The organism is Pradoshia sp. D12 (genome assembly GCF_008935075.1).
Classification (GTDB): Bacteria; Bacillota; Bacilli; order Bacillales; family Pradoshiaceae; genus Pradoshia.
In genome coordinates, this window is the sequence record NZ_CP044545.1 from 966,125 (window position 1) to 989,000 (window position 22,876).

Annotated in this window: 26 protein-coding genes and 1 other annotated feature; of the genes, 19 read left to right on the forward strand and 7 right to left on the reverse strand. The window is 38.0% G+C overall.

Annotated features, from left to right (window positions below):
• Positions 1 to 190 precede the first annotated feature (190 nt).
• Together F7984_RS19485 and F7984_RS04780 are read left to right on the forward strand one after the other, a co-directional pair.
• Positions 191 to 325, forward strand: a complete 135-nt coding sequence (locus F7984_RS19485) for a hypothetical protein (protein ID WP_257468970.1) — start codon at positions 191 to 193, stop codon at positions 323 to 325.
• 240 nt (positions 326 to 565) lie between these two features.
• Positions 566 to 979 (forward strand): GNAT family N-acetyltransferase, encoded by a 414-nt coding sequence (locus F7984_RS04780; RefSeq protein ID WP_066101514.1) that lies wholly within the window; start codon positions 566 to 568, stop codon positions 977 to 979.
• A gap of 117 nt (positions 980 to 1,096) precedes the next feature.
• Here the strand turns inward: F7984_RS04780 and F7984_RS04785 are convergent, their stop codons facing one another.
• The 3 genes from F7984_RS04785 to F7984_RS04795 form a co-directional block, all read right to left on the reverse strand.
• Positions 1,097 to 1,747, reverse strand: a complete 651-nt coding sequence (locus F7984_RS04785; protein WP_225983662.1) for an MOSC domain-containing protein — start codon at positions 1,745 to 1,747, stop codon at positions 1,097 to 1,099.
• A 121-nt stretch (positions 1,748 to 1,868) separates the two neighbouring features.
• Positions 1,869 to 2,246, reverse strand: a complete 378-nt coding sequence (locus F7984_RS04790) for a hypothetical protein (protein WP_066107136.1) — start codon at positions 2,244 to 2,246, stop codon at positions 1,869 to 1,871.
• 32 nt (positions 2,247 to 2,278) lie between these two features.
• Complete coding sequence (locus tag F7984_RS04795) at positions 2,279 to 3,310, reverse strand: IS1595 family transposase (RefSeq protein WP_066107131.1); 1,032 nt, start codon at positions 3,308 to 3,310, stop codon at positions 2,279 to 2,281.
• A 307-nt stretch (positions 3,311 to 3,617) separates the two neighbouring features.
• On the opposite strand from F7984_RS04795, the gene F7984_RS04800 reads away from it, so the two are divergent.
• The 7 genes from F7984_RS04800 (at position 3,618) to F7984_RS04830 (ending at position 9,847) form a co-directional block, all read left to right on the forward strand.
• Positions 3,618 to 3,824 carry a twin-arginine translocase TatA/TatE family subunit gene (locus tag F7984_RS04800; RefSeq protein WP_066101510.1) on the forward strand — a complete coding sequence of 69 codons (207 nt, stop codon included), beginning with the start codon at positions 3,618 to 3,620 and terminating at the stop codon, positions 3,822 to 3,824.
• A gap of 533 nt (positions 3,825 to 4,357) precedes the next feature.
• Positions 4,358 to 5,395 (forward strand): N-acetyl-gamma-glutamyl-phosphate reductase, encoded by a 1,038-nt coding sequence (gene argC, locus F7984_RS04805; RefSeq protein WP_066101507.1) that lies wholly within the window; start codon positions 4,358 to 4,360, stop codon positions 5,393 to 5,395.
• 25 nt (positions 5,396 to 5,420) lie between these two features.
• Positions 5,421 to 6,647 (forward strand): bifunctional ornithine acetyltransferase/N-acetylglutamate synthase, encoded by a 1,227-nt coding sequence (argJ, locus tag F7984_RS04810; protein WP_140461154.1) that lies wholly within the window; start codon positions 5,421 to 5,423, stop codon positions 6,645 to 6,647.
• Between the two features lie 14 nt (positions 6,648 to 6,661).
• Positions 6,662 to 7,432, forward strand: a complete 771-nt coding sequence (gene argB, locus F7984_RS04815) for an acetylglutamate kinase (protein ID WP_139891437.1) — start codon at positions 6,662 to 6,664, stop codon at positions 7,430 to 7,432.
• The gene (locus F7984_RS04820; protein WP_139891436.1) at positions 7,432 to 8,595 is read left to right on the forward strand and encodes an acetylornithine transaminase; all 1,164 of its coding nucleotides are present in this window, start codon (positions 7,432 to 7,434) and stop codon (positions 8,593 to 8,595) included. Before argB ends, F7984_RS04820 begins: the two co-directional genes overlap by 1 nt.
• Positions 8,596 to 8,652: 57 nt before the next feature.
• Positions 8,653 to 9,615 (forward strand): ornithine carbamoyltransferase, encoded by a 963-nt coding sequence (gene argF, locus F7984_RS04825; RefSeq protein ID WP_140461155.1) that lies wholly within the window; start codon positions 8,653 to 8,655, stop codon positions 9,613 to 9,615.
• Between the two features lie 46 nt (positions 9,616 to 9,661).
• Complete coding sequence (locus tag F7984_RS04830) at positions 9,662 to 9,847, forward strand: YjzC family protein (protein ID WP_066101493.1); 186 nt, start codon at positions 9,662 to 9,664, stop codon at positions 9,845 to 9,847.
• 25 nt (positions 9,848 to 9,872) lie between these two features.
• Here the strand turns inward: F7984_RS04830 and F7984_RS04835 are convergent, their stop codons facing one another.
• Positions 9,873 to 10,064, reverse strand: a complete 192-nt coding sequence (locus tag F7984_RS04835; protein ID WP_066101490.1) for a YjzD family protein — start codon at positions 10,062 to 10,064, stop codon at positions 9,873 to 9,875.
• A 264-nt stretch (positions 10,065 to 10,328) separates the two neighbouring features.
• Between F7984_RS04835 and F7984_RS04840 the strand changes: the two genes are divergently transcribed.
• The 3 genes from F7984_RS04840 to F7984_RS04850 all read left to right on the forward strand — a co-directional run bounded on the left by F7984_RS04840 (position 10,329) and on the right by F7984_RS04850 (position 12,128).
• A complete protein-coding gene (locus F7984_RS04840) occupies positions 10,329 to 11,051 on the forward strand; it encodes an alpha/beta fold hydrolase (protein ID WP_077247958.1) in 723 nt (240 codons plus the stop codon).
• A gap of 59 nt (positions 11,052 to 11,110) precedes the next feature.
• Positions 11,111 to 11,863, forward strand: a complete 753-nt coding sequence (locus tag F7984_RS04845; protein WP_066101488.1) for a Rossmann-fold NAD(P)-binding domain-containing protein — start codon at positions 11,111 to 11,113, stop codon at positions 11,861 to 11,863.
• Between the two features lie 76 nt (positions 11,864 to 11,939).
• On the forward strand, positions 11,940 to 12,128 hold the full coding sequence (locus F7984_RS04850; protein ID WP_066101485.1) for a ComZ family protein: 189 nt from the start codon (positions 11,940 to 11,942) through the stop codon (positions 12,126 to 12,128).
• Positions 12,129 to 12,135: 7 nt separating this feature from the next.
• Here F7984_RS04850 and F7984_RS04855 read toward each other — a convergent pair whose 3' ends face one another.
• A complete protein-coding gene (locus F7984_RS04855; RefSeq protein ID WP_139063793.1) occupies positions 12,136 to 12,381 on the reverse strand; it encodes a hypothetical protein in 246 nt (81 codons plus the stop codon).
• A gap of 185 nt (positions 12,382 to 12,566) precedes the next feature.
• Here F7984_RS04855 and F7984_RS04860 point away from each other — a divergent pair, with 185 nt between their 5' ends.
• The 4 genes from F7984_RS04860 to F7984_RS04875 all read left to right on the forward strand — a co-directional run bounded on the left by F7984_RS04860 (position 12,567) and on the right by F7984_RS04875 (position 16,536).
• The gene (locus F7984_RS04860; protein ID WP_066101479.1) at positions 12,567 to 13,502 is read left to right on the forward strand and encodes a beta-ketoacyl-ACP synthase III; all 936 of its coding nucleotides are present in this window, start codon (positions 12,567 to 12,569) and stop codon (positions 13,500 to 13,502) included.
• Between the two features lie 33 nt (positions 13,503 to 13,535).
• Positions 13,536 to 14,777, forward strand: a complete 1,242-nt coding sequence (fabF, locus tag F7984_RS04865; protein ID WP_139891431.1) for a beta-ketoacyl-ACP synthase II — start codon at positions 13,536 to 13,538, stop codon at positions 14,775 to 14,777.
• 121 nt (positions 14,778 to 14,898) lie between these two features.
• Positions 14,899 to 15,669, forward strand: coding sequence for a DUF2268 domain-containing putative Zn-dependent protease (locus tag F7984_RS04870; protein WP_066101474.1), 771 nt, complete (start codon positions 14,899 to 14,901; stop codon positions 15,667 to 15,669).
• A gap of 105 nt (positions 15,670 to 15,774) precedes the next feature.
• Positions 15,775 to 16,536 (forward strand): YjbA family protein, encoded by a 762-nt coding sequence (locus F7984_RS04875; protein WP_066101471.1) that lies wholly within the window; start codon positions 15,775 to 15,777, stop codon positions 16,534 to 16,536.
• Between the two features lie 529 nt (positions 16,537 to 17,065).
• Here F7984_RS04875 and trpS read toward each other — a convergent pair.
• Positions 17,066 to 18,055 (reverse strand): tryptophan--tRNA ligase, encoded by a 990-nt coding sequence (gene trpS / locus F7984_RS04880; RefSeq protein ID WP_140461156.1) that lies wholly within the window; start codon positions 18,053 to 18,055, stop codon positions 17,066 to 17,068.
• Between the two features lie 46 nt (positions 18,056 to 18,101).
• Positions 18,102 to 18,340 (reverse strand) — a binding site (T-box leader).
• A gap of 47 nt (positions 18,341 to 18,387) precedes the next feature.
• Complete coding sequence (locus F7984_RS19680) at positions 18,388 to 18,768, reverse strand: DUF3899 domain-containing protein (protein WP_140461157.1); 381 nt, start codon at positions 18,766 to 18,768, stop codon at positions 18,388 to 18,390.
• A gap of 359 nt (positions 18,769 to 19,127) precedes the next feature.
• Between F7984_RS19680 and F7984_RS04890 the strand changes: the two genes are divergently transcribed.
• The 3 genes from F7984_RS04890 to opp3C all read left to right on the forward strand — a co-directional run bounded on the left by F7984_RS04890 (position 19,128) and on the right by opp3C (position 22,866).
• Positions 19,128 to 20,783, forward strand: coding sequence for a peptide ABC transporter substrate-binding protein (locus F7984_RS04890; RefSeq protein WP_066101466.1), 1,656 nt, complete (start codon positions 19,128 to 19,130; stop codon positions 20,781 to 20,783).
• A gap of 125 nt (positions 20,784 to 20,908) precedes the next feature.
• Complete coding sequence (gene opp3b / locus F7984_RS04895) at positions 20,909 to 21,838, forward strand: oligopeptide ABC transporter permease (protein ID WP_066101463.1); 930 nt, start codon at positions 20,909 to 20,911, stop codon at positions 21,836 to 21,838.
• Positions 21,838 to 22,866 (forward strand): oligopeptide ABC transporter permease, encoded by a 1,029-nt coding sequence (gene opp3C / locus F7984_RS04900; RefSeq protein WP_066101462.1) that lies wholly within the window; start codon positions 21,838 to 21,840, stop codon positions 22,864 to 22,866. Before opp3b ends, opp3C begins: the two co-directional genes overlap by 1 nt.
• Positions 22,867 to 22,876 lie beyond the last annotated feature (10 nt).

Below are 22,876 nucleotides of genomic sequence, written 5' to 3' on the forward strand. Positions count from 1 at the left end.
ACCTGGTGCAGATGGAGTGGCTGTTGTTTCTGCTATTGCTTTAAGTGATTATCCACTTCAAGCGGTCGAATCGTTTAAGCAGCAGTTTGTATGTTAAGTATCATGAAATGAATTAGGGTTTATGGGAAGGATAAAAGTGAAAGAGTGAGAATCTCTTCCGCTATTATTCTTGATAGGAGGCATAACAAACATGCGTGAATATGACCTAGTCCAATTAAATGAAGAACAGGTAAGGCAATTAAATGAGTACCAGGAAAAACTCAGCGAGCAATTAGGCCAAGATATTATTCTGATTGCTTATCATGATGAGGAGGAAAGCATTTAATTCCTGTAAAAAGGCGATCAGCTATATAGCAATGAATCGCCTTTTTACATATTAGAAAAAAGATTTGGTGAATTGATCAAGAATATAGGAAGATTATAGATAGATGGTTTACAGTTAATATAGGTATTTATGAATCCTAAAACCATGCACAGAAGAGAAGGATAGAAGAAGGGATAGAGAAGAGTGATAGGGAATATTCGCATATGTACGGAAATTACCGAAAAACACTGGCGGTTGTTAATGGAGGCAGATCCTTCAAGACAGCAAATCGAAAAATATAGCGATACAGGCTATACCTTTGAACTTCTTAGTGATGATGATATAGCAGGAATTATTATTGTAACTCCAAAAACAACGGAACGAGTAGAAATTATGAATCTATCCGTAGATGAAAAATGGCGGGGCAGAGGATATGCGAAGGCACTGATTGAGTATGCTTGTTCGTTTTCAGCTGCCAAAGGGTATCGCATCGCAGAAATAGGTACTGGAAATTCCAGTATCTATCAACTTGCACTCTATCAAAAGGTTGGTTTTAGAATTATGGGTATCGATCATGATTATTTTAGTAGGAATTATCCTGAGCCAATCTATGAAAATGGTATGTTATGCCGGGACATGATTCGTTTAGAAAGAAAACTTCAATTAAATAAGTAGTAGGTAGTAGCGCATATCATTTTGGGAAGTGATTTCATATTTGCAGTTTATCTATAAAATGAAGAATTAGAGACTGGGCATATGAATGTGACGGCCAGTCTCCATAAAAGATGTATATTATTTAGCCGAAGCTAAGACCCTACTAAATTTCTCTTTCCAGCTTTCTGATAAAGCATCGACGGAAAGGATACTTTGGATGGCCTCTCTATTGCTGGAGTCATGATGCATAATTTGATTGGCATATGCAATCGTAATGCTCTGTGGGGCTCGATCGATAATTTCAATGACAGAACCTTTAGTAAGGATACCCTCCTCCAAAACTCGTAAATAATAGCCCGAATAGCCACTTGCTCTAATCCAAAAAGGTAATTGGTCTATATTATGCCGAGCGGCAATTTTATAACAGGGTTCCCGTGGTTGGGTAACTTGAAATAGGCAGCCATCTGCCTTAAGAATGTCGCCAATCCTAACCTTATCCTCCGTTAATCCAAATATAGTTAAATTTTCTCCAAAATCCCCTGCTTTAAATAATTGTCCGATTTTCTCTGACCAGTAAGGGTAATGTTCTGAGGGATATACACATATTGCTTTATCAGGACCTCCGTGATGATTAAGGTCACTTTGTTTATCACCTTCTAAGTTGGTCTTTGAAACATGTATGGGATGGTGGACTTCATCTTTATAGATAGCAGATTGTACAATTTTACTCTTATAATGCAGAGATGCAGGTTTTCCTACACGTATTGACTCGATTGTTCCGCTGATCAAGCTAATCCCCTCTCTCATCTTTATTTCTTTGGCTCTGTTAAATTTTAATGTTGATTTTTTCAATAAAGTTAGGGAAACTCACTCGAATAAAAGTTTCCCTATGTTTTCAAATGTTTAAAATCTATTCTTTTATTGCATTGGCTCCAATTTTCCATTTCATAAAAAGATTTATGTCGTGTATAGCGTCAATTATTCTCCAATTGTATTCTTGATTATCTCGGAGTTCTTTCAACACTATTGGTTTAACTATATGTTTTTCCAACATACCTTTTGTTCTTGCGATGTAGGCAAAACCTAAAATCGCATTCGCCCTTATTAGAGGATTCTCGTGTTCAGATAACTTGGCACATAAATCCTGTGCATACTTCCAATTTATATGATACTCTCCGACAGAAAGAGGAAGAGGAATAAGTTCATAGATTCTGTTCCTATCTAAAATTTCATTTAATTGTTGGTTTGATAAATCCTCAAGCGGTTTGTAAACCTTTTTTTCAGTCAAAGAATCGTCACCTGATTTCGTAAGTTATATGGTTATTTCACGCTAAATTTGGCTAACCGTAAACTGTCATATGTGTCCGTCATTTCAAATACAAATGAAGTTAATAAAAATTCTTTAATATGCTGTTTAGTGCTTTCGTTGCTACGACTATCGACAAACAAAAACCAGGAAAGGTAATTATCCAGATACTTTGTAGCCACACCTTTAAAGCGGCCTATCCACTGTTTTAGACGAGAATGAAGACCGTTGACATTTTGGATGTGATACAAACCCTTGATAACGTGTTTGCCACCGTCTGATTTAATACGGTAATGCTCTAAACCTTTTTCTTTCGCATAGGTTTTGTAAGCCCTCCAAGCATCGGTTACAATCACGTTGTCTTTGGAAAGTTTAGAACCAATTAAGGCATCGACTTTCAGTTTTATAATACGCCCCATACAAGCAACTTTGGAGACCGTTGCTTTTGTTCGGTCTCTGGCAACGAGGACACAAACCTGTTCGTGGCTGATTCCTCTCTGCTTGGATTTCCCGCCACGTTTGCGTGGTTTGCGTTCAATAATGCTACGTTGTCCTTTTTGAGAGTATAGGAAATAGGTCTCGTCCATTTCAACGATTCCCTCAAAGTGGTCAAAATCCATTTGTTTTAAGGCGTTTAATAGTTTGTGTCTCCAATAAAAAAGAGTAACCCAAGTGACCCCTACGATTTCAGCAGATTTTCGCAGAGAATAGCCTTTGAACATACAATCAACAAATGTAATCCATTCGTTAGCCTTTCGAGTGCGGTACAAGACGGTGTTGGTTGTGTCAGTAAAGGTTTTGCTACAACATTTACATTGATACCGTTGCCGTCCCTTATATTTTCCGAACCGAACAACGTGTTCCGATGAACAATGAGGACACTCGAATCCTTCCTTGAAGCGAGTTTCCCTCATTTCATCAATTAATCGACCACCAGCAGAGGAAGAAGGGTCAACATAGCGTTTAACCCATTGATAGACTTGTTCTTTTTGGGTGTGTGGTAATTTGTCAATATACTTTAACAAGTTGCTAAACGCTTTGCCCACCTTGACAACCTCCCCGAATATTCGTTCTTATATTGATTATATCAAGGATTCGGACAGGTATCAAAAATCAACATTTACATTTAACAGAGCCATTTCTTTAATAATAGCAAAAATAAAGACAGTCTATTCCGCATAGACGCAACTTATTACAAAATTAAAAATAGTGCCATACCCTTAGGGAAAAGTATACCTGGCAAACTAATAATAAGGAAATTCCATTATTTGTTTTTCAATGAAGAGAATGGTAGGATAGCTATGTGAACATGCTAATGTTTAGTAGAGATAGATTGAGATGGGAGAGAATAATATGTTTTCAAATATTGGAGTACCTGGGCTTATTCTTATATTAGTTCTCGCATTAATGATATTTGGGCCATCAAAGCTTCCTGAAATAGGAAGGGCATTTGGGAAAACATTAAAAGAGTTTAAAAATGCTACAAAAGATATAATAGAAGATGATGATGAAGTTAAAAAGAACAATAAGGTCAATATTGAGAAAACGCCAAATCCTTAATGTTTCATAAAAATTAAAAAGTACTATGATAAACCACCCTTTATTTTGCAGGCAGGGGTGGTTTTTAGTTTCTTCCTAGAGTAGTGCCCAAAGATGCAGCAATATATAGAGTACACGGTAATGAGGATATAGTAGTAAAAGACAATCTTTTTATATAACTATGTATAAAGGAAACTCCATTTTGAATCTTTTTTCAAAATGTTTTTATTTTTTTTGTTAAATGAATAGCTTTTAAAGCGACGAATAAATAATTAGGTCATTATTTAACCTGTCTGGCAGTGAATAACAGCATTTGTAGACTATAAAATGAAAGGTAAGGGGTAATTGTTTGAAAAATTTATGGAAAAGTAATCAAGGTCATAATACTACCTTTGACATAGTTTAATGATGATGAAGTTATATATTTTGAACTATATACATTAGGCAGATGACTATTTTTCTGAAAATAAATAAAAATACATTTGATTTTATAAATATACATACTATAATAGATAGATATTACAGAATATACAATCAATGGATGGGGTGGAAACATGAATGTATCTGTTGTAGGGGCTACAGGATATAGTGGAATGGAATTAATACGTTTACTTTCGAGTCATCCAACATTCCATTTAACGGCTGTATATTCATCTTCGAGTGCAGGTAATCGACTTGATCATGAAAATAGACAGCATTTTGGACTGATTCCCCATGTTTTAAGTGAAGTGGATCCAGGGCTAATTGCTAAACAAAGTGAACTTGTATTTTTGGCAATGCCCAGTGGCGTATCAAAGGAACTTGTTCCGGAACTGTATAAGAAAGGCTTGAAAATTATAGATTTATCCGGAGATCATAGGTTGAAAAGCGGAGAATTATATGAAAAGTGGTATAAAGGATCACCGCCATCAAACGATTTATTACAAAATAGTGTGTATGGACTATCTGAATGGAATCGGGCAGCAATCCGTGAGAGCCGTTTAATCGCAAATCCTGGCTGTTACCCGACAGCTACTTTGTTAGGATTGGTTCCGCTTTTATCAAATGAATTAATTGAATCATCTGACATTATTATTGATGCTAAATCAGGTGTTTCAGGAGCAGGTAAAAAGAGTAATGATTCGAAACATTATGCCCATGTAAATGATAACCTATCAATCTATAAAGTACATCAACATCAGCATATACCTGAAATAGAGCAACAATTATCAGAATGGGACTCTGAGCTGGCGCCTATTATGTTTACTACTCATCTCATTCCTATGACACGTGGAATAATGGTGACGATGCATGCAAAGGTAAAGCCTGAAGTAACAGCTGAACATATTCATAATGCTTTTCTAACAGCTTACCAAAATGAATTCTTTATTCGTTATAGGGGTGAAAATAGCTTTTCATCGACAAAGGAAGTGTATGGCTCCAATTTTTGCGATATAGGTTTCAGAATGGATGAGAGGACAGGAAGAGTCACCGTCGTTTCTGTAATTGATAATCTCGTCAAAGGAGCAGCAGGCCAAGCGATTCACAACGCAAATATTATGATGGGACTTGAAGAAACAGAAGGTTTACGTTTTTATCCAGTCTATCCTTAAGGAACAAAGGGAGTGGAGATAATCTATGAAGGTGCTAATGAATGGGGACATTAAGGCAGTAAAAGGAGGTATTCTTATACCAAAAGGGTATCAGGCAGAAGGAATCCACGCAGGCTTACGCTACGCGCGTAATGATCTAGCTATTTTATATTCGACTGTTCCAGCGAATGCAGCAGCCGTATATACGTTAAACACTTACCAGGCAGCTCCAATCCTTGTTACTAAGGAAAGTTTGAAAATAGATGGAAAACTGCAGGCAGTCGTAGTAAATAGTGCGTGCGCTAACGCTTGTACCGGAGAACGTGGATTGAAGGATGCCTATTGTATGCGATCACATGTAGCGGATAAATTACACATACCTCCGTCCTACGTGGCGGTTGCTTCTACTGGAGTGATTGGTGAATTTTTAGAGATTGATAAGATATGCACTGGAATTGAAAATATTCATTTGACAGATCAGGAGGCGGGAGCTGAACATTTTGAAGAGGCTATTCTGACAACGGATACAAAGACCAAGAGCTGTGCTTTTCAAACTATAATCGATGGGGTTGTCGTTTCAATGGGAGGAGCGGCAAAGGGATCTGGCATGATTCATCCTAATATGGCAACGATGCTTGGGTTTATTACAACGGATGCAAATGTGGAACAGAGTTCCTTGCAAAGAGCATTAAGAACTGTGACAAATGTTTCGTTTAATCAAATTACAGTCGATGGAGATACTTCAACCAATGATATGGTTGTTGTTATGGCAAATGGAATGGCAGAAAATCAAATGCTCTCTGAAAAGCATCCGGAGTGGAATCGCTTTGTATATTTATTAAAAGAGGTTTCCGAATCGTTGGCAAAACAAATCGCGCGTGATGGTGAAGGTGCCACCAAGCTGGTTGAAGTGGTTGTAAAAGGAGCAGAAACAGACCAAGAGGCTCAAGCACTTGCAAAAACAGTCATAGGATCAAATTTAGTGAAAACAGCTGTTTATGGGGCCGATGCCAATTGGGGCAGGATTGTCGGAGCGATGGGGAGAAGCAATATCCCTTTTAATCAGGACCGGGTAAGCATTTTTTTCGGACCGGTGGAGGTTCTCCATTTTGGTGCACCCATTATTTTTGATGAGGAAAAAGCTCGTGATTATTTACTAGGCAATGAAGTCCAAATCAGAATCGAATTGACAGATGGACTCGGCACCGGAACTGCATGGGGATGCGACCTTACGTATGATTATGTAAAAATTAATGCAAGCTATCGAACTTAAGGGGAGATGTTTGGATGAAGATAATTGTTGTCAAATGCGGGGGAAGCATTATTGATCAATTAACCGATCATTTTTTCAATAGTTTAAGGGAACTGGAGGATAAAGGATATTCCTTTGTATTCGTCCATGGGGGCGGACCAGATATAAATGATATGCTCGCTAAATTTGAGATCCCTGTTCAGTTTGAAAAGGGTTTAAGAAAAACATCTGTCAAGGTCCTTGAGATAGCAGAGCTTGTCCTTGCTGGGAAGACGAATAGGCAGCTTGTGCATAAATTACAATCAAAAGGGTTTCAAACAATCGGAATAAATGGGTCGGACGGATTCATATTAGAGGCGGAGTATATTAATAAAGCAGAGCTTGGTGAGGTAGGAATGATTAAAAAGGTAAACAGCCATCTTTTAGAGAGTCTGTTATCGAATGGGGTCTATCCCGTACTCACCCCGATTTCCATGTCAAAAGAAGGACGAAAGCTTAATGTAAATGCAGATTCCGCTGCTGGTGCTGTTGCGGCAGCCCTAAGAGCTGAAATGTGCATTTTTATAACGGATGTCAATGGAATAAGGAATGGTACAAAAACCATTGAGCATATAACAGAATCAGAAATCACCCAAATGATTGATCAGGGAACGATATATGGTGGGATGATTCCAAAAGTGCAGGCTGCTTTATCTGCTAAAAAGCAAGGTGCGTCAACAATATTAATTACAAGCGGTGTATCCAGATTCTTTGCTGATGAAAAATGGCAGGGTACATTCCTTGGAGCTGAGGAGAGGGTGATGTGATGTCTGCGCTATTACCGGTCTACAAAAAATGGGATATCACACCAATAAAAGCGGATGGCTCATGGATTGAAGCAGAGGGCGGAAAGAAATATCTTGATTTTACATCCGGTATTGGTGTGGTTAATCTCGGGCATAAAAATGATGAAGTCAAAAAATCTGTCGAGGCACAAATGGAACTGTTCTGGCATACGTCCAATTTGTTTCAGCTTCCCATCCAGGAAGAAGTGGCATTAAAGCTGAACGAGCTTACCGGATTGGATGGTGTTTTCTTTTGCAATAGCGGTGCAGAAGCAAATGAAGCGGCACTAAAGCTGGCCAGAAGAGCAACTGGAAAAACGAAAATTATTACATTCCAACAATCTTTTCACGGTCGTACATTTGGAGCAATGGCTGCTACTGGACAAAGTAGTATCCATGATGGATTTGGCCCATTACTGGAAGGCTTTGTTTATGTTCCATTTAATGATATTGATGCAGTCCATAAGGCTATAGATGAAGATGTGGCGGCTATTATGGTAGAGATCATTCAAGGTGAAGGCGGGATTATTCTTATTGATGAGGGCTTTTTAAAGAGTATTAACCAACTATGCAATGAGAACAATATATTGCTGATTATTGATGAAGTTCAAACGGGAAATGGGAGAACAGGCTATCCTTATGCTTATTTAAAGTATAAGGGAATCAAACCGGATATTGTGACCACAGCTAAGGGTCTTGCTAATGGTCTGCCCATAGGTGCGATGGTAGCCAAAAAAGAGCTGAAAGAATCATTCGGCAAAGGTGTTCATGGTTCTACCTTTGGCGGAAATCCAGTATCATTGGCGGCAAGCAAAGTGGTGTTGAATCAAATAAGCAATCCTCAATTTTTAGCAGAAATCAGAGATAAAGCTGAGTGGTTTATTAGTGAACTGAAGATAGCAGCCGAGGATATCCCGGTTATAAAAGAGATCAGGGGAGAGGGCCTGATGATCGGGATTGAATTAAAGGAAGAAGTAGCTCCCTATATTAAACAAATAATTGAACATCAATTATTTGTCTTACCAGCCGGCTCGCATGTGATTCGTTTGCTTCCTCCGTTGACTGTTTCACGAGATGAGCTTTTATTAGCTTTAGCCATTTTAAAGGAAGTATGCAAAACCAATCTAACAATGACGAAGGCCTAAGTTATCTGATGCCTCGTTCGTATAGTCTATAAATTTCAAGTGAGAGGAAAGGCAGATATGAAACTACTGTATGGAACTAAACGAATAATCAGTCAAAAAGATTTTTTATCCATGGAAGCCATTACGGCGCAGCAATTGAATGAATTATTGGAGCTCGCAATGGATTTAAAAGAAAGGCTAAATAAAGGATATTTGGATACCCCATTAAAGGGGAAAATATTGGGGATGATCTTTGAAAAAAATTCAACAAGGACACGGGTTTCTTTCGAAGCAGGCATGCTTCAGCTAGGGGGTCATGCCATTTTCTTAAGTAGAAATGACACGCAGCTTGGCAGAGGTGAACCGATTTCAGACACAGCACAAGTGTTATCAGAATATGTGGATGCAATCATGATACGTACTACTGGCCATGATAGAGCGGAAACATTGGCAACAAGCTCCAGTGTGCCGGTTATTAACGGATTGACTGACCTTGAGCATCCATGCCAGGCATTGGCTGACTTGTTAACTATTAAGGAAGAGAAAGGAACTCTCCAGGGAATCAAGCTCGCTTATATCGGTGATGGGAATAATGTTGCCAATTCTTTGATGATGGCTGCTGTTAAATCGGGTATGCAAATTGCGATTGCAACGCCTCCTGGTTATGAACCAGATCCTCTTTTGGTCGAGAAAGCTATGACTGAAGCAATAATCAATGGAGGGAAAATAGAACTGTTTCACGATCCAGAGGCTGCTGTTAAGGAAGCTGATGTTATTTATTGTGATGTTTGGACCAGCATGGGCCAAGAAAAAGAAAATGAAAAAAGGCTGGAAGATTTTAAAAAATTTCAGGTAAATGAGCAATTGGCTGCTGGCGCCAAACTCGATTATTTATTTATGCACTGCTTACCAGCACATCGCGGTGAAGAGGTGACATCTTCCATTATTGACTCATCTAATTCCATTGTCATTAAACAGGCGGGAAATCGTTTACATGCTCAAAAAGCACTTTTGGTTGATTTAATGGTCAAACCTAACTAATAGTTGAACAATAATTGGGGATTCTAGAACAAAAGGAGGGATTTTTTTGGGACAGAATCGTCATTTTAAACATGGACAAAAGGCACCAAATAATGGTGAATATATCGAAATAGGGGAGACTGGCAGCAATGTCGTTAACCCAAAGAAGATTAAGCTGAAAGCAGGAGAGTATTTTCCTGAGACAACCAATGATGATCGTCATTGGACATATGTATCAAAAAAGGGCCGCTAATTAGCGGCCCTTTTTTGAAAATGAATTAATGTCCGGATTCCTGTACCGGATCATTTGGTATTACAGCTGAAACCACTAAAATTAATAGGGTAATGACCACACTAAGAATGGAAGCTGTATTGAAATCGTATTTACCGCCTTCAACCATTGAGCTTGTTACATAAATCACCATATGTGTTAATGCAAATGTCCATATAAATGTCAAAATATATTTCAATTTTCTCACCCCGTTCATCTACAATCCGTTATTATTTTATCATACCATACGTAACACTGGAAACAATTTAAATTATTTAGGTAAATATGGTTTGTACTTTATTACTTTGGGTTTTATCATAACATAGCCCAAAATGCAATTGATTATGAATACAAGTTAAAAAATAAATGGTTATTCTAAGCAATCAGAGAGATAAATAGCCCGGACAAATTGATTTATAGTGACATACATTAACATGGACTAAGGTTATTTGAGGGGAAAGCTATGATAAATCACAAAACGTTTCAACTGAATAAAGAATGGACAACCATTTTTTACCCGGAACAACCGAGTGGCTTTGCCATTATGTTACTCGGTGGAGATAAGCATTATATAAATGAAAAAGCTAATTTTTGGCTGGATCATCCAGGCAAAAAACAAATGCTTGAGTATCTGTTGAAGAGAGGGTATACGGTTTTTAGCTCTTATTTATCCGGTGCGCATTGGGGTAATGCTGAAGCTGCAGATTTAGCTATGGAAATGTATGCATTTTTTATCCGCAAGGAAATCGTAAACGAAAGAATTCATATCATAGCGGAAGGAACTGGCGCGTTGGTGTTAGATACAATTTGTCATAAATTAAAAGAAAAAGTACGATCTGTTGTATTACTAAATCCCATATTATCCGTAAAACAGAGCTATGAAAAAGAAGAAATAAATAAATTTTTCTTTAAGAAAATGAAAAAAGAATTGTACCAAGCCTACCATTTGGATGATCATACATTTAAAGAATGGATGGAGAAGAAGCCGGATACGACATTAGGAAAAGATATGCCGGTCTTAATCGTGCACGTCCTCGATAGGCTGGAAAGCAACCTGCCGGTTAAATATAGCTCATTCATTAACAATCATCCTTCATCAGAAATTAAGTATATTACACCGGAAAAAAGATATATTATTCCTTATCAAATCAATTCCTTTTTTAAAAACCATGAAAAAGATTTATAAATCTGAATAACCCTCGGGTTGGTTTAATACATTTATATAAACCGACAGGGGGTTTTTATATGCCTGAACATATTGTTCTGTCTCCGTATTCCTTTGTTGGATTTGAGATATGCAATAGGTTAATGGAAGAGGGTGTAGAGGTTATTGGGGTGGATCTACCTGTTTTGGTCGATCCAAAAGAAAAGGAAGAAAAAGAATTATTTTTAGGTAGAAATTCAAATTTCAAAGTAAAGAAACATGATCAGGTTATTAATGAAATAAAGGATGGCTATTTTTTTTATATTACTGATATGGATAATGAGTGTGAAAAATGGCTTGAATATGTAGAAAAAATCCCTAAAAAAATTGAGGATACGTTTATTTATGTAGGTATGGATAAAGAGGGATTGGTTAACAAGGATATTCCTAATCGAGTGGATACCACTATCATATTGCCAACCGTATACGGTCCATGGCAGCCGGAAAATACCGTCTTTTACAATTGTCTTAGTCAATCTCAATTTCCTTTTGAGCTATATGATTTAGAAAACAAAAGAGATGCTATCTATATAAGCGATGCCATTACAGCTATTTTTGAAATATCAAAATTTGAGCATGGAATCTACCAGGTTCAATCTGATATAAAAGAACATTGGCACCTTTTATTAAAAGAGCTTGGTTATCGGATTATCGCAGAAACTGGTGAAAAGCGAAATCCTGACCTTCAAAAGCTGAACATTAGGGAATATTTAGCGGTAACAAAAATATCCCCGCATGTGGGGATCAATTTAGTTAAGCAGCATATAAGGATTAGGAACCTCATGAGCTATTAGAATACTTTTTATATAATCGCCCCTTTCTATCATTATTAAGGGGTTTTTACAATTATTTGGAAAGGCGGTGGTTAACATGAAGAGGAAGCTTGAATATATGGCAATGGGCATGAAACACTATTCAGAAATCAAAAAGAAATTAAGTGAAGCGGGCTTAGATATAGATCGTCAACAATTACAGCCATTTATGGACATTTTCTTTACGGTTATGGATGAGGCTTATGAAAAAGGATATAAAGATGGTCGTTTAAAAAAAGGTGAGTGAAAGTCCTTCACTTGATTAAATTTGTAAATTTACTTATAAGGGATGGAATCTTTTTGAAATAAGGACTCAATTCGCTGATAGTGGACATTAGAACATCAGATTGTTCCATCAGTCTAGTGAAATCAATATTGGATGCTTGCTGTTCTTCAGGGGGAGGATCTTCCTTCGCCTGATTTTTCGTATGACGATCACCAAACATAAATCGATTAAAAGCCTCCTGATTGTCTGACCTGTTTCTATGATCATTGTTCAAGACATTCACCTCGTTTTTCACATATTCTTACTAATTAATGTATGTTGATATTGCTGGCTTGTATGGACATTCATTCATCTTTTTCGGAAAATTTGTTGCAATAAGGATTGATTTCTTTTAGAATTAGTACCAAGTCATAATATCAAATAATATAATCAGATGAATATAGCAAGAGGGGTGTAAGGATGAATGCTGGCATAATCGGAATTGGCAAATATCTTCCTGAAAACGTGGTAACAAACTTTGATTTGGAAAAAAAGATTGATACGTCAGATGAATGGATCCGAACACGCACTGGAATAGAAGAAAGAAGAATTGCCGATGATACCGTTGATTCTTCACATATGGCCTACGAGGCAGCAGTCAGGGCGATGGAGAATGCTGGAGTGACTGCTGAGGAAATTGAATTAATTCTAGTGGCAACTGTCACACCGGACCAATCCTTTCCTACAGTTTCCTGTATGATTCAAGAAAGATTGGGCGCAGTTAATGCAGCAGCTATGGATATTAGTGCAGCCTGTGCAGGATTTACCTATGGAATTGTAACTGCAAGTCAATTTATTAGGACAGGCAGCTATCGCACAATCTTGGTAGTAGGTGTGGAAAAGCTTTCAAAAATTACGGATTGGAATGACCGTAATACGGCTGTACTATTCGGAGACGGAGCAGGAGCAGCAGTATTGGGTCCTGTCAGTGATGGAAAGGGCATTCTATCTTTCGAGCTTGGAGCGGACGGTTCTGGTGGCATTCATTTAGAGAAAAAGCAAGATTATCTCACGATGAATGGCCGGGAAGTGTATAAGTTTGCAGTTAGACAAATGGGTGAATCATCCATCAATGTTTTAAATAAAGCAGGTTTGACAAAAGAGGATGTAGACTTTTTAATTCCGCATCAAGCAAATATACGAATTATGGAAGCTGCGAGACAAAGATTGGAGCTTCCAATTGAAAAGATGTCCAAAACGATTCATAAATATGGCAACACATCGTCATCTACTATTCCGATTGCGCTTGCTGAAGAAGTGGAAGCAGGAAAAATAAAAGACGGTGATTTGCTAGTATTAGTTGGTTTTGGAGCCGGTTTAACATGGGGAGCAGTTGCGATGCGATGGGGCAAATAAGAAAAGCCGAGATTAACTCAAGGAGAGATTGTAATGGAGAGTAAACGTGTAGTTGTGACAGGTATGGGGACCATATCACCTTTAGGCAATACTATCCGGGAGAACTGGGAAAACTTAGTGGCCGGAGTTTCAGGAATCGGGCCATTAACCAGAGTTAATGCGGATGAGTACCCTGCTAAGACAGCGGGGGAAGTAAAAAACTTTGAGATAACAGATATTATTGATCGGAAAGAAGCTAGAAAAATGGACCGGTTCACCCATTATGCGATTGCAGCATCAAAAATGGCAGTTGAGGATGCTAAATTGGAGATTACTCCTGAGAACGCAAATCGTGTTGGTGTATGGATTGGTTCCGGAATTGGCGGCATGGAGACATTCGAACAGCAATATGAAACATTTCAAAAAAGAGGCTATCGTAGGGTCAGTCCATTTTTTGTGCCGATGCTTATTCCGGACATGGCTGCAGGACAAGTATCCATACTTCTCGGAGCTAAAGGGGTAAATTCCTGTACGGTGACAGCATGTGCTACAGGAACGAATTCAATCGGAGATGCGTTTAAAGTTATCCAGCGCGGTGATGCGGATGTGATGATTACAGGAGGTGCGGAAGCCCCTATCACGAAAATGTCTGTAGCTGGTTTCTGTGCGAATACTGCTTTATCCTCTAACCCAGATCCTAAAACATCAAGCCGTCCATTTGATAAAAATCGAGATGGATTTGTTATTGGAGAAGGTTCAGGCATTCTCGTACTTGAGGAATTATCACATGCAATTGCGAGAAATGCGCCGATATATGCTGAAATTGTCGGATATGGATCAACAGGGGATGCCCATCATATAACCGCTCCAGCCCCTGAAGGAGAAGGTGGCGCAAGAGCGATGAAAATGGCTATTGATGATGCAGGTCTTGATCCGGAACAGATTGATTATATTAATGCTCATGGAACAAGCACAGAATACAATGATTCCTATGAAACGATGGCCATTAAAACAGTCTTTGGTGATCACGCTTATAAACTGGCAGTAAGTTCAACAAAATCGATGACCGGTCATTTATTGGGAGCAGCAGGTGGCGTTGAAGCAGTCTATACGGTTTTGGCAATCAAGAATGGTATCATTCCACCGACTATTAATCTTGAAACACCGGATCCCGTGTGTGATCTTGATTATGTCCCGGGTGAAGCAAGAAAACGCCAAGTTGACTGTGCGATGAGTAATTCACTTGGATTTGGCGGCCACAATGCCACAATCGTTTTTAAAAAATATAACGGATAGAAAACTTCAAGCGGCCTCTCTTTTTGGTTCATCTACCAAAAAGGGAGGCTATTTTGATTCCCATAAAATATATCCTTTCATATAATGCTCTATTCAAATATAAACAGGATAGGTGAATGGGATGGGAGTTATCAGAACGGATAAATGGTTGGAGGAGTCCTTTAATGATCGGTTAAAAATAGAAGAGAATATTTTAGACACAGTAAATATGCGAGAACATGTTCTAATTGAAGTTTTAAATAGAATTGGCCTATACCAGCCCAACCTAAAAACAAACAAGACATATCAAAATATGAAGGAACGGAAGGTGTGGCATAGAATCGCACTTTATCATAAAAAATATAAAAAAGCATGGGATGGTCCGGATATTCCTATTTTCCTATTTCCGATGGCAAGTGAAGTGTTCAGCTTATTTCGCTCTCCCAATAAACATAAATCAGGGATTGCTTTCATTGATAAATTGTTTTTATTTATATCGGAGAAGGTGAAGGATAAAGAACTGGAAGCTCTATTTGTCCATGAATATCATCATACAACGAGATTGGAATCCCTGGGGGGGCAGGTTAAGCATAGATTGGCAGACTCTATTATTATGGAGGGTCTTGCAGAATTTGCGGTATCAGAATATTGCGGTGAATCGTATTTGGCGCCTTGGATAACCAATTATCAAACGAAGGAAATCGAAGAACTGATTACAGAAAAATTCAAACCGAACTTTGATATGAAGCGATCTGATCCCCTTCATGATAAGTTGTTATTTGGGCATGGTACAATGCCAAAAATGGCCGGATATGCGGCAGGTTACAAACTTGTAAAGGATTATGCAGATCTTCATTCCATGAAGACTAGGGATATGATTGGTCTTTCTACTGATAAAATAATCAATGGATAATTCACTATGCAAAGAAAATCAATTTGCCACTCATACAAGGAATATTTTACAGGAAACTTGCCTATAATGATTGACAAATAGGATAGAAGTGAGGGATATTCGGGAATGTTGTATCTCCATGATGTTTGGGTAAATTGGTTTGAAGGTGAAGAAAACAGTTATAACATTTGCAGCTTTCACGAGTGGAGGAAAGAGGATACGGTTGAGTTACTTGACCAGGTTCCGCTTTTGAAGTTGGAGCCGGTTCTTTTTCACTACATTGAAAATGATTTATTGGAATTGCCTTCAAGTCTTCTACAGGATGTTTATAAGAAGGCGTATATTCGGAAGAATCATGAAAGACTTCCGATGGATTATTGTTTTGTTGCTACAGATGGGACAGGCATCATTGCTATTGATACGATAGGATACACCATACCAATCCGAAAGAGTAGATTAATTCCAAGGCAGGAGCAATTGGCTTATGATATGGTACGTAATGTGGATGCGCATCAGTATGACTATCAGTCAATGATTACAGATTATCAGAAGAAAGAGTATCATATCCTTTCCCCATCTCCTGATTTTATGCTGGGGTTAACACGCAAGGAACGTCAATTAAAGCAATTATTGTTCATGGTACTTGATCAATTAAAAAGTTCAAGCAATACAGCTGAAATTCGTTATTGGTATACAGAATGGGCGCCTGAACAATATTCAACAGTTTTAAAAATGGATTTTGATGAAATATGGCACAAGCTATACTCGGAAATGAAGATAGGCTGGTCAGAAAAACACGCCATGTTATGTGAACGTTTAATAAAAGGCCAACCATTTTTCGAAAAGCTCTGGGAAATAGAAGTAGGAGATCGACCATCCATGCTGTAATGGATGGTTTTTTTATATAAAAAGCTTATGACTCAAGCTCCTAGGAGCCGAAGCTAGATTAAGTAAAAAGCTGAGGCGACTGTTCAGCTCCGACAAGCATAAGAGGAGGCACGTAGGGAGGCGCTCTTTCCTCCCGTAGTGGCTACACTTATGACCTCGAGGAGCTAGGAGCCGAAGCTAGATTGAATAAAAACCTGAAACTAACTTAAGGAACGAAAACTAAAAGCGCCACATCGTGTGGCAACGTCTTTGTGACCAACATGCTGTTGGCCTCCGTAGTGGCTACACTTATGACCTCGAGGAGCTAGGAGCCGAAGCTAGATTGAATAAAAGCTGAAACTAACTTAAGGAACGAAGACTAAAAGCGCCACATCGTGTGGCAACGTCTTTGTGACCAACATCCTGTTGGCCTCCGCAGAGTATTTGCTTATGACTCGAGTTCCTAGGCCCTGAAGTCGAATATAATAAAAAAGTGCTGAAGCTAGATTCAATACAAATCTAGCTTCAGCACTTTAATTTAGAACAATCTTTATCTTCTTTTACGACCTAAACCAATTGCGTTTTTCATTTTTCGTAATGTTTTATTAGCAGCTTTATTTGCCTCGAGAGCTCCTTTGTCGAGGATTTCATCCAATTCAGGGGAATTCAGTAATTCCTGATGACGTTCCTGAATAGGTCGTAGTGTTTCAACCACTACATTGGCAACCTCTGCTTTAAAATCTCCATATCCCTTACCTACAAAGCGTTTTTCAATGGATTCTATGCTTTCACCGCTTAGTGCAGAGTGAATGGATAGAAGGTTTGAAATACCTGGTTTATTTTCCTTGTCGAATTTCACGATTCCTTCTGAATCCGTAACCGCACTCTTGATTTTCTTCTCAACCTGCTTTAGATCATCTAATAAAGAAATAGTTGATTTTTTATTTGGATCGGATTTGCTCATTTTTTTGATTGGCTCCTGTAAAGCCATGATTCGCGCCCCTGAAGCAGGTAGTTGGATATCAGGGATTGTAAAGACATCTCCATATTTTTTATTGAAGCGTTCAGCAATATCACGTGTCAATTCAACATGCTGTTTTTGATCATCGCCTACTGGAACAATGTTGGTTTGATATAAAAGGATATCAGCAGCCATCAATGGAGGATAAGTCAGAAGACCGGCTGAAACAGATACCTGTGATTTAGATTTATCTTTATATTGAGTCATTCGCTCAAGTTCACCAATAGAAGTATTACATTGCATAATCCATCCGGCTTCTGTATGAGCGGGAACCTCAGATTGGATAAAAATTGTCGCTTTCTCAGGATCAATCCCAACAGCCAGATAAAGGGCTGCAAGATTTCGAATGTTCTTTCTTAGTTCGAGGCGATCCTGCGGAACCGTAATCGCATGGTGATCAACTATGCAAAAGTAACAATGGGAATCATTTTGCAATTCTACGAACTGCCGTAATGCTCCTATATAATTACCAAGGGTCACCAGACCGGTTGGCTGAATGCCAGAAAAAATAATACTCATTTTCATTCTCCTTTCAATATAAAAAATCCCATTCGTCTCCACTATTAAAAGGGACGAATGGGATTCGCGGTACCACCCTAATTGTTTACGTTCTATACATAAACCACTCAGGAATATCCAAAAAGATATTCTTGCCCAGTAACGCGGGCAAACGTCCTGTCATACTGTCATTTTTCCTACAGGAGGCTTAAAAGTCCATTCAGGTATACGGGCTGTTTGTTCGCAGCAACCACAAACTCTCTGAAAACCTTGTACTACCTTACTACTCTTTGTCATAGCCTATAATAAATATTAAGTAATGATATTCTACTTAAACCTGATTAGAAAAGCAACTATCCAAAGAAAATAATTGAGCAAATAAAGGTAATGACACATGAAAAGATACCTGCATAAAGTAAAGGGCTAGTCCAGGAAAAGGTAAGTACCTCCATATTCGGGCCTTTATCTTTAGAATCGCCTTCTAGTTCAGATATATATTCTTCTTTTTTTGAATTGATTTTCCAGAATTTTTTAAACGAGTAGGAAAAGAAAGAAAAGAAACCTCCTCCTATTACATATAGGAGAGCGCCGGCACAAACATAAAAGAGGCCTATCATAAAATAGCTATCAATCAATGAAAGCAGAAAGGGACTTTTTATATTAATTGAATAGATAATTGAAATTAGAAGGCTGATACCGTTTAATAAAAGAAATTTTTTTGGTGAAGACTTCATGGGTTTCCTCCGAATATAAGTTGTTTTATAAAGTGTATTTAAATTTTATACCAATAATTTAAAAATTAAAAGTTGCAAGTTTATTTATAAAATTTTATTATATTCATAACGTTTCATTTTAATTAAATATGCTTTTCTGGTTGGAATTATCTGAAAAATATAATTTTTTTGTTTTTATAGGATATTTTACCCAGACATTGGTGTATCAAGGTTTGTTGTTAATTTTTGTATTCGAAATGACATATGTTCGTAAACAAAATGTAAAAAAATGATTGCAAAAAATTCTGAAACGTTTTATGATTGGTTACGAAATCTTCTGAAAATTAGAAGAGTAAAAAATAGGGAGGTCATTTACTAGTATGAAAGCAAAAAAAATCTCATTATTTCTTGTAATGATTCTTGCTTTGAGCACTTTCCTTGCAGCTTGTTCCGGCGGAGACGAAGAGACAGGTAGCAATGATAAAGGTGAAGGCAAGAAAGACGTTGAACAAGTACTTAACTTAGTGGAAACTTCTGAAATTCCGTCTATGGACACTGTAATGGCTACTGACTCTGTTTCTTTCAACGTTATGAACAATACGATGGAAGGTCTTTACCGTTTAGGTGAGGGAGATAAAGTTGTTGCAGGTGTTGCTGAGGGAGATCCAACAGTAAGTGAAGATGGAAAAACTTTCACTATCAAACTGCGCCAAGATGCTAAATGGTCAAATGGTGATCCTGTAACAGCTCACGATTTCATTTATGCTTGGCAAAAAGCTGTAAATCCTGATACTGCTGCTGAATATGCATACATGATGTATGTAATTGAAAATGCTGAAGAAATCAACACTGGTAAAAAGAAAGTGGAAGAGTTAGGTGCTAAAGCGCTTGATGATTACACTCTTGAAATTAAACTAACAAATGCTATCCCTTATTTCCAATCTCTACTTTCTTTCGGAACATTCATGCCACAAAATCAAAAATTTGTTGAAGAACAAGGCGAAAAATTTGGTCTTGAAGCAGATACAACACTTTATAATGGACCATTCACGATGTCTGAGTGGAAACATGAAGAAAGTTTCACACTTTCTAAAAATGATCAATACTGGGATAAAGATACTGTAAAGCTCGAAACAATCAATTTTAAAATCGTAAAAGATACTAACACAGCCGTAAACTTATATGAAACAGGTAAAATTGATCGTGTAGGATTGACTGCTGAAAACGTTGATAACTACAAAGATAGCGAAGAATTCGGTACGGAAAAAGATACTTCTGTATACTTCCTTCGTTATAACCAAAAGAACAAAGCATTAGCAAATGTTAATATCCGTAAAGCAATTGATATGGCTTATGACAAAGATGCTTTTGTAAAAACAATCTTAAATAATGGATCTGTACCTGCATACTACTTGGTACCAAGTGATTTTGTTAAAGGTCCGGACGGAAAAGATTTCCGTGAAGCTAACGGAGATATGAACGTTACAAATAAAGATGAAGCTAAAAAGCTTTGGGAACAAGGCTTGAAAGAAATCGGCGAATCCAAAGTTGAGCTCGAATTGCTGAATTATGATGGTGACTCTGCTAAGAAAACTGGTGAGTATATCAAAGAACAGCTTGAAACTACTCTTCCAGGACTTACAGTTGGCCTTAAGCAACAACCATTCAAGCAAAAACTTGAATTAGAATCTAAAGGTGATTATGACTTCTCTTATGCTGGTTGGGGTCCAGATTATCAAGATCCTATGACTTTCATCGATATGTTCGTAACTGATGGAGCTCATAACCAAATGGGATACTCAAATCCTGAGTATGACAAATTGGTCGAAGAAGCTGGATCTACATTATTAAGTGATTTGCCAGCACGTTGGGAAGCTCTTCAAAAAGCAGAAAAAATCCTAATTGAAGAAGATGCGGCCATCAGCCCACTTTATCAACGCGGACTTTCATTCCTATCGAAGGATAAAGTTAAAAATCTATACAACCACGCCTTTGGCGGAGATTACAGTTACAAGTGGGTATCAATCGAGGAATAATAGCTCGTGTGCCTGAATGGGAGAGTGCATGCCTGAAATGGCCATGTGCTCTCCTTTTCCCTAGTTATGGGAGAAAATTCAGAATAGAAAAACAATTGCCAAAAACTGAAAAAGGGGGGCTAATAATGCTGCGATATACATTACAACGGATATTCTATATGATTATTACTTTATTTGTTATTACAACTGCTACCTTTTTCTTGATGAAAATGCTGCCGGGATCTCCGCTGAAAAATCAGGAAAAGCTTACTGCTGAACAAAAAGAGATTATTTATGAAAAATATGGACTGAATGACCCAGTGCCGAAGCAGTATGTCACTTATATGACAAATTTAGTTAAAGGGGACTTAGGTACTTCTTTCCAATATGACAACAGACCGGTTACAGAATTAATTGCTACACGGATTCCAAATTCTGCCCATCTGGGTTTTCAAGCTTTGCTGTTTGGAACGATTGTTGGCCTAATGTTAGGAATAGCTGCTGCACTGCGTCATAATACATGGATAGATTATGGTGCCACTGTTATTGCTGTCCTGGGTGTTTCGATCCCATCCTTCGTTTTTGCAGGATTTTTACAGTATTTCTTAGCCGTTGAAAATCAAATCTTCCCGGTTGCTTTCTGGGATGGATTCGAATATACGATTTTGCCAACACTGGCGCTTTCCGCTGGGGTTATAGCAAGCATCGCTCGTTTTATGAGGTCTGAAATGCTAGAAGTTATGGGATCGGATTATATTACTCTTGCAAAAGCAAAGGGTTTATCTGGTGTAGCTGTAGTATTTAAGCATGGTATAAGAAATGCATTGATTCCAATTATTACGATTCTTGGACCAATGGCTGTCAATATTATGACTGGAACACTAATAATTGAACGAATCTTTGCTATTCCTGGATTAGGGGAACAATTTGTTAACTCTATTAATATGAATGATTATCCAACCATTATGGGTACTACGATTTTTTATAGTGCACTATTTATTCTTGTAATCTTCTTGGTGGACATCATGTATGGAATTGTTGATCCTCGTATCCGCCTTGCTGGGGGGAAAAAATAATGGAAAATAATCTAAAGACAGAAAACCTTTCTCCAGAATTATTTAAGGTTGTAGGGCAAGAATCTCATGAAGCAGAGAAAATCGTTCGCCCCAGCCTAACATTTTGGCAGGATGCATGGAGACATTTACTTAAAAATAAAGGTGCAATTTTTGGACTTGTCATGGTTGTGATCTTCGGTCTTTTAGCAATCTTTGCACCAATGACGTCTGGTTACACATATAAGCAACAGGACATAGCAAATTCTAAATTGCCGCCTCGTGTTCAGGGGTTGGAAAATATCAGCTGGCTTCCATTTGATGGTACAGATAAAAATGGTGTGAATGTCTATGAAAAAAATGGTATTGAAGACAGATATCACTGGTTTGGTACAGATGATTTAGGGCGTGACCAATGGACAAGGGTTTGGTACGGCGCAAGGATTTCCTTGTATATCGCTATATTGGCAGCCGTAATTGAGTTTTTCATTGGTGTAACCTATGGAGGGATATCCGGTTTCTTTGGAGGCAGAATTGACGCTGTCATGCAGCGTATTATTGAAGTGCTCGTCGGTATTCCATATCTAATTGTTGTTATTTTAATGATCCTAATTTTCGAAAAACCTGGGGTAATTTCGATTACACTCGCCATGGTTATAACCGGTTGGATAGGAATGGCTCGGATGGTTAGGGGGCAATTCCTGAAATTAAGAGATCAGGAGTATGTTTTGGCTTCGAAAACGCTAGGTGCTTCAAATAGAAGCTTAATATTCAAGCATTTACTACCAAATGTATTAGGACCCATTATTGTTACATCGATGTTTACAATTCCGGGAGCCATATTCACCGAGGCATTCCTAAGCTTTATTGGTCTGGGAATTGCTGCACCTGAAGCTTCTTTGGGTTCTTTAGTAAATGACGGTTTTAGATATATAAAATCATATCCATATTTATTGATCATTCCATCCTTAGCTATCAGTATACTAATCTTAAGCTTTAACTTATTGGCTGATGGTCTCCGTGATGCGCTTGATCCAAAAATGCGAAAATAATAGGGAAGGA

Bases quoted from the DNA above. Each gene is read 5' to 3' on its own strand.
- F7984_RS04875 (WP_066101471.1), top strand. From the start codon at position 15,775: ATGTTGTATCTCCATGATGTTTGGGTAAATTGGTTTGAAGGTGAAGAA.
- F7984_RS04820 (WP_139891436.1), top strand. From the start codon at position 7,432: ATGTCTGCGCTATTACCGGTCTACAAAAAATGGGATATCACACCAATA.
- argJ (WP_140461154.1), top strand. From the start codon at position 5,421: ATGAAGGTGCTAATGAATGGGGACATTAAGGCAGTAAAAGGAGGTATT.
- opp3b (WP_066101463.1), top strand. From the start codon at position 20,909: ATGCTGCGATATACATTACAACGGATATTCTATATGATTATTACTTTA.
- F7984_RS04800 (WP_066101510.1), top strand. From the start codon at position 3,618: ATGTTTTCAAATATTGGAGTACCTGGGCTTATTCTTATATTAGTTCTC.
- F7984_RS04840 (WP_077247958.1), top strand. From the start codon at position 10,329: ATGATAAATCACAAAACGTTTCAACTGAATAAAGAATGGACAACCATT.
- fabF (WP_139891431.1), top strand. From the start codon at position 13,536: ATGGAGAGTAAACGTGTAGTTGTGACAGGTATGGGGACCATATCACCT.
- F7984_RS04850 (WP_066101485.1), top strand. From the start codon at position 11,940: ATGAAGAGGAAGCTTGAATATATGGCAATGGGCATGAAACACTATTCA.
- argF (WP_140461155.1), top strand. From the start codon at position 8,653: ATGAAACTACTGTATGGAACTAAACGAATAATCAGTCAAAAAGATTTT.
- F7984_RS04890 (WP_066101466.1), top strand. From the start codon at position 19,128: ATGAAAGCAAAAAAAATCTCATTATTTCTTGTAATGATTCTTGCTTTG.
- F7984_RS04780 (WP_066101514.1), top strand. From the start codon at position 566: ATGGAGGCAGATCCTTCAAGACAGCAAATCGAAAAATATAGCGATACA.
- F7984_RS04860 (WP_066101479.1), top strand. From the start codon at position 12,567: ATGAATGCTGGCATAATCGGAATTGGCAAATATCTTCCTGAAAACGTG.
- argC (WP_066101507.1), top strand. From the start codon at position 4,358: ATGAATGTATCTGTTGTAGGGGCTACAGGATATAGTGGAATGGAATTA.
- F7984_RS19485 (WP_257468970.1), top strand. From the start codon at position 191: ATGCGTGAATATGACCTAGTCCAATTAAATGAAGAACAGGTAAGGCAA.
- opp3C (WP_066101462.1), top strand. From the start codon at position 21,838: ATGGAAAATAATCTAAAGACAGAAAACCTTTCTCCAGAATTATTTAAG.
- F7984_RS04870 (WP_066101474.1), top strand. From the start codon at position 14,899: ATGGGAGTTATCAGAACGGATAAATGGTTGGAGGAGTCCTTTAATGAT.
- F7984_RS04845 (WP_066101488.1), top strand. From the start codon at position 11,111: ATGCCTGAACATATTGTTCTGTCTCCGTATTCCTTTGTTGGATTTGAG.
- trpS (WP_140461156.1), bottom strand. From the start codon at position 18,055: ATGAGTATTATTTTTTCTGGCATTCAGCCAACCGGTCTGGTGACCCTT.
- argB (WP_139891437.1), top strand. From the start codon at position 6,662: ATGAAGATAATTGTTGTCAAATGCGGGGGAAGCATTATTGATCAATTA.
- F7984_RS19680 (WP_140461157.1), bottom strand. From the start codon at position 18,768: ATGAAGTCTTCACCAAAAAAATTTCTTTTATTAAACGGTATCAGCCTT.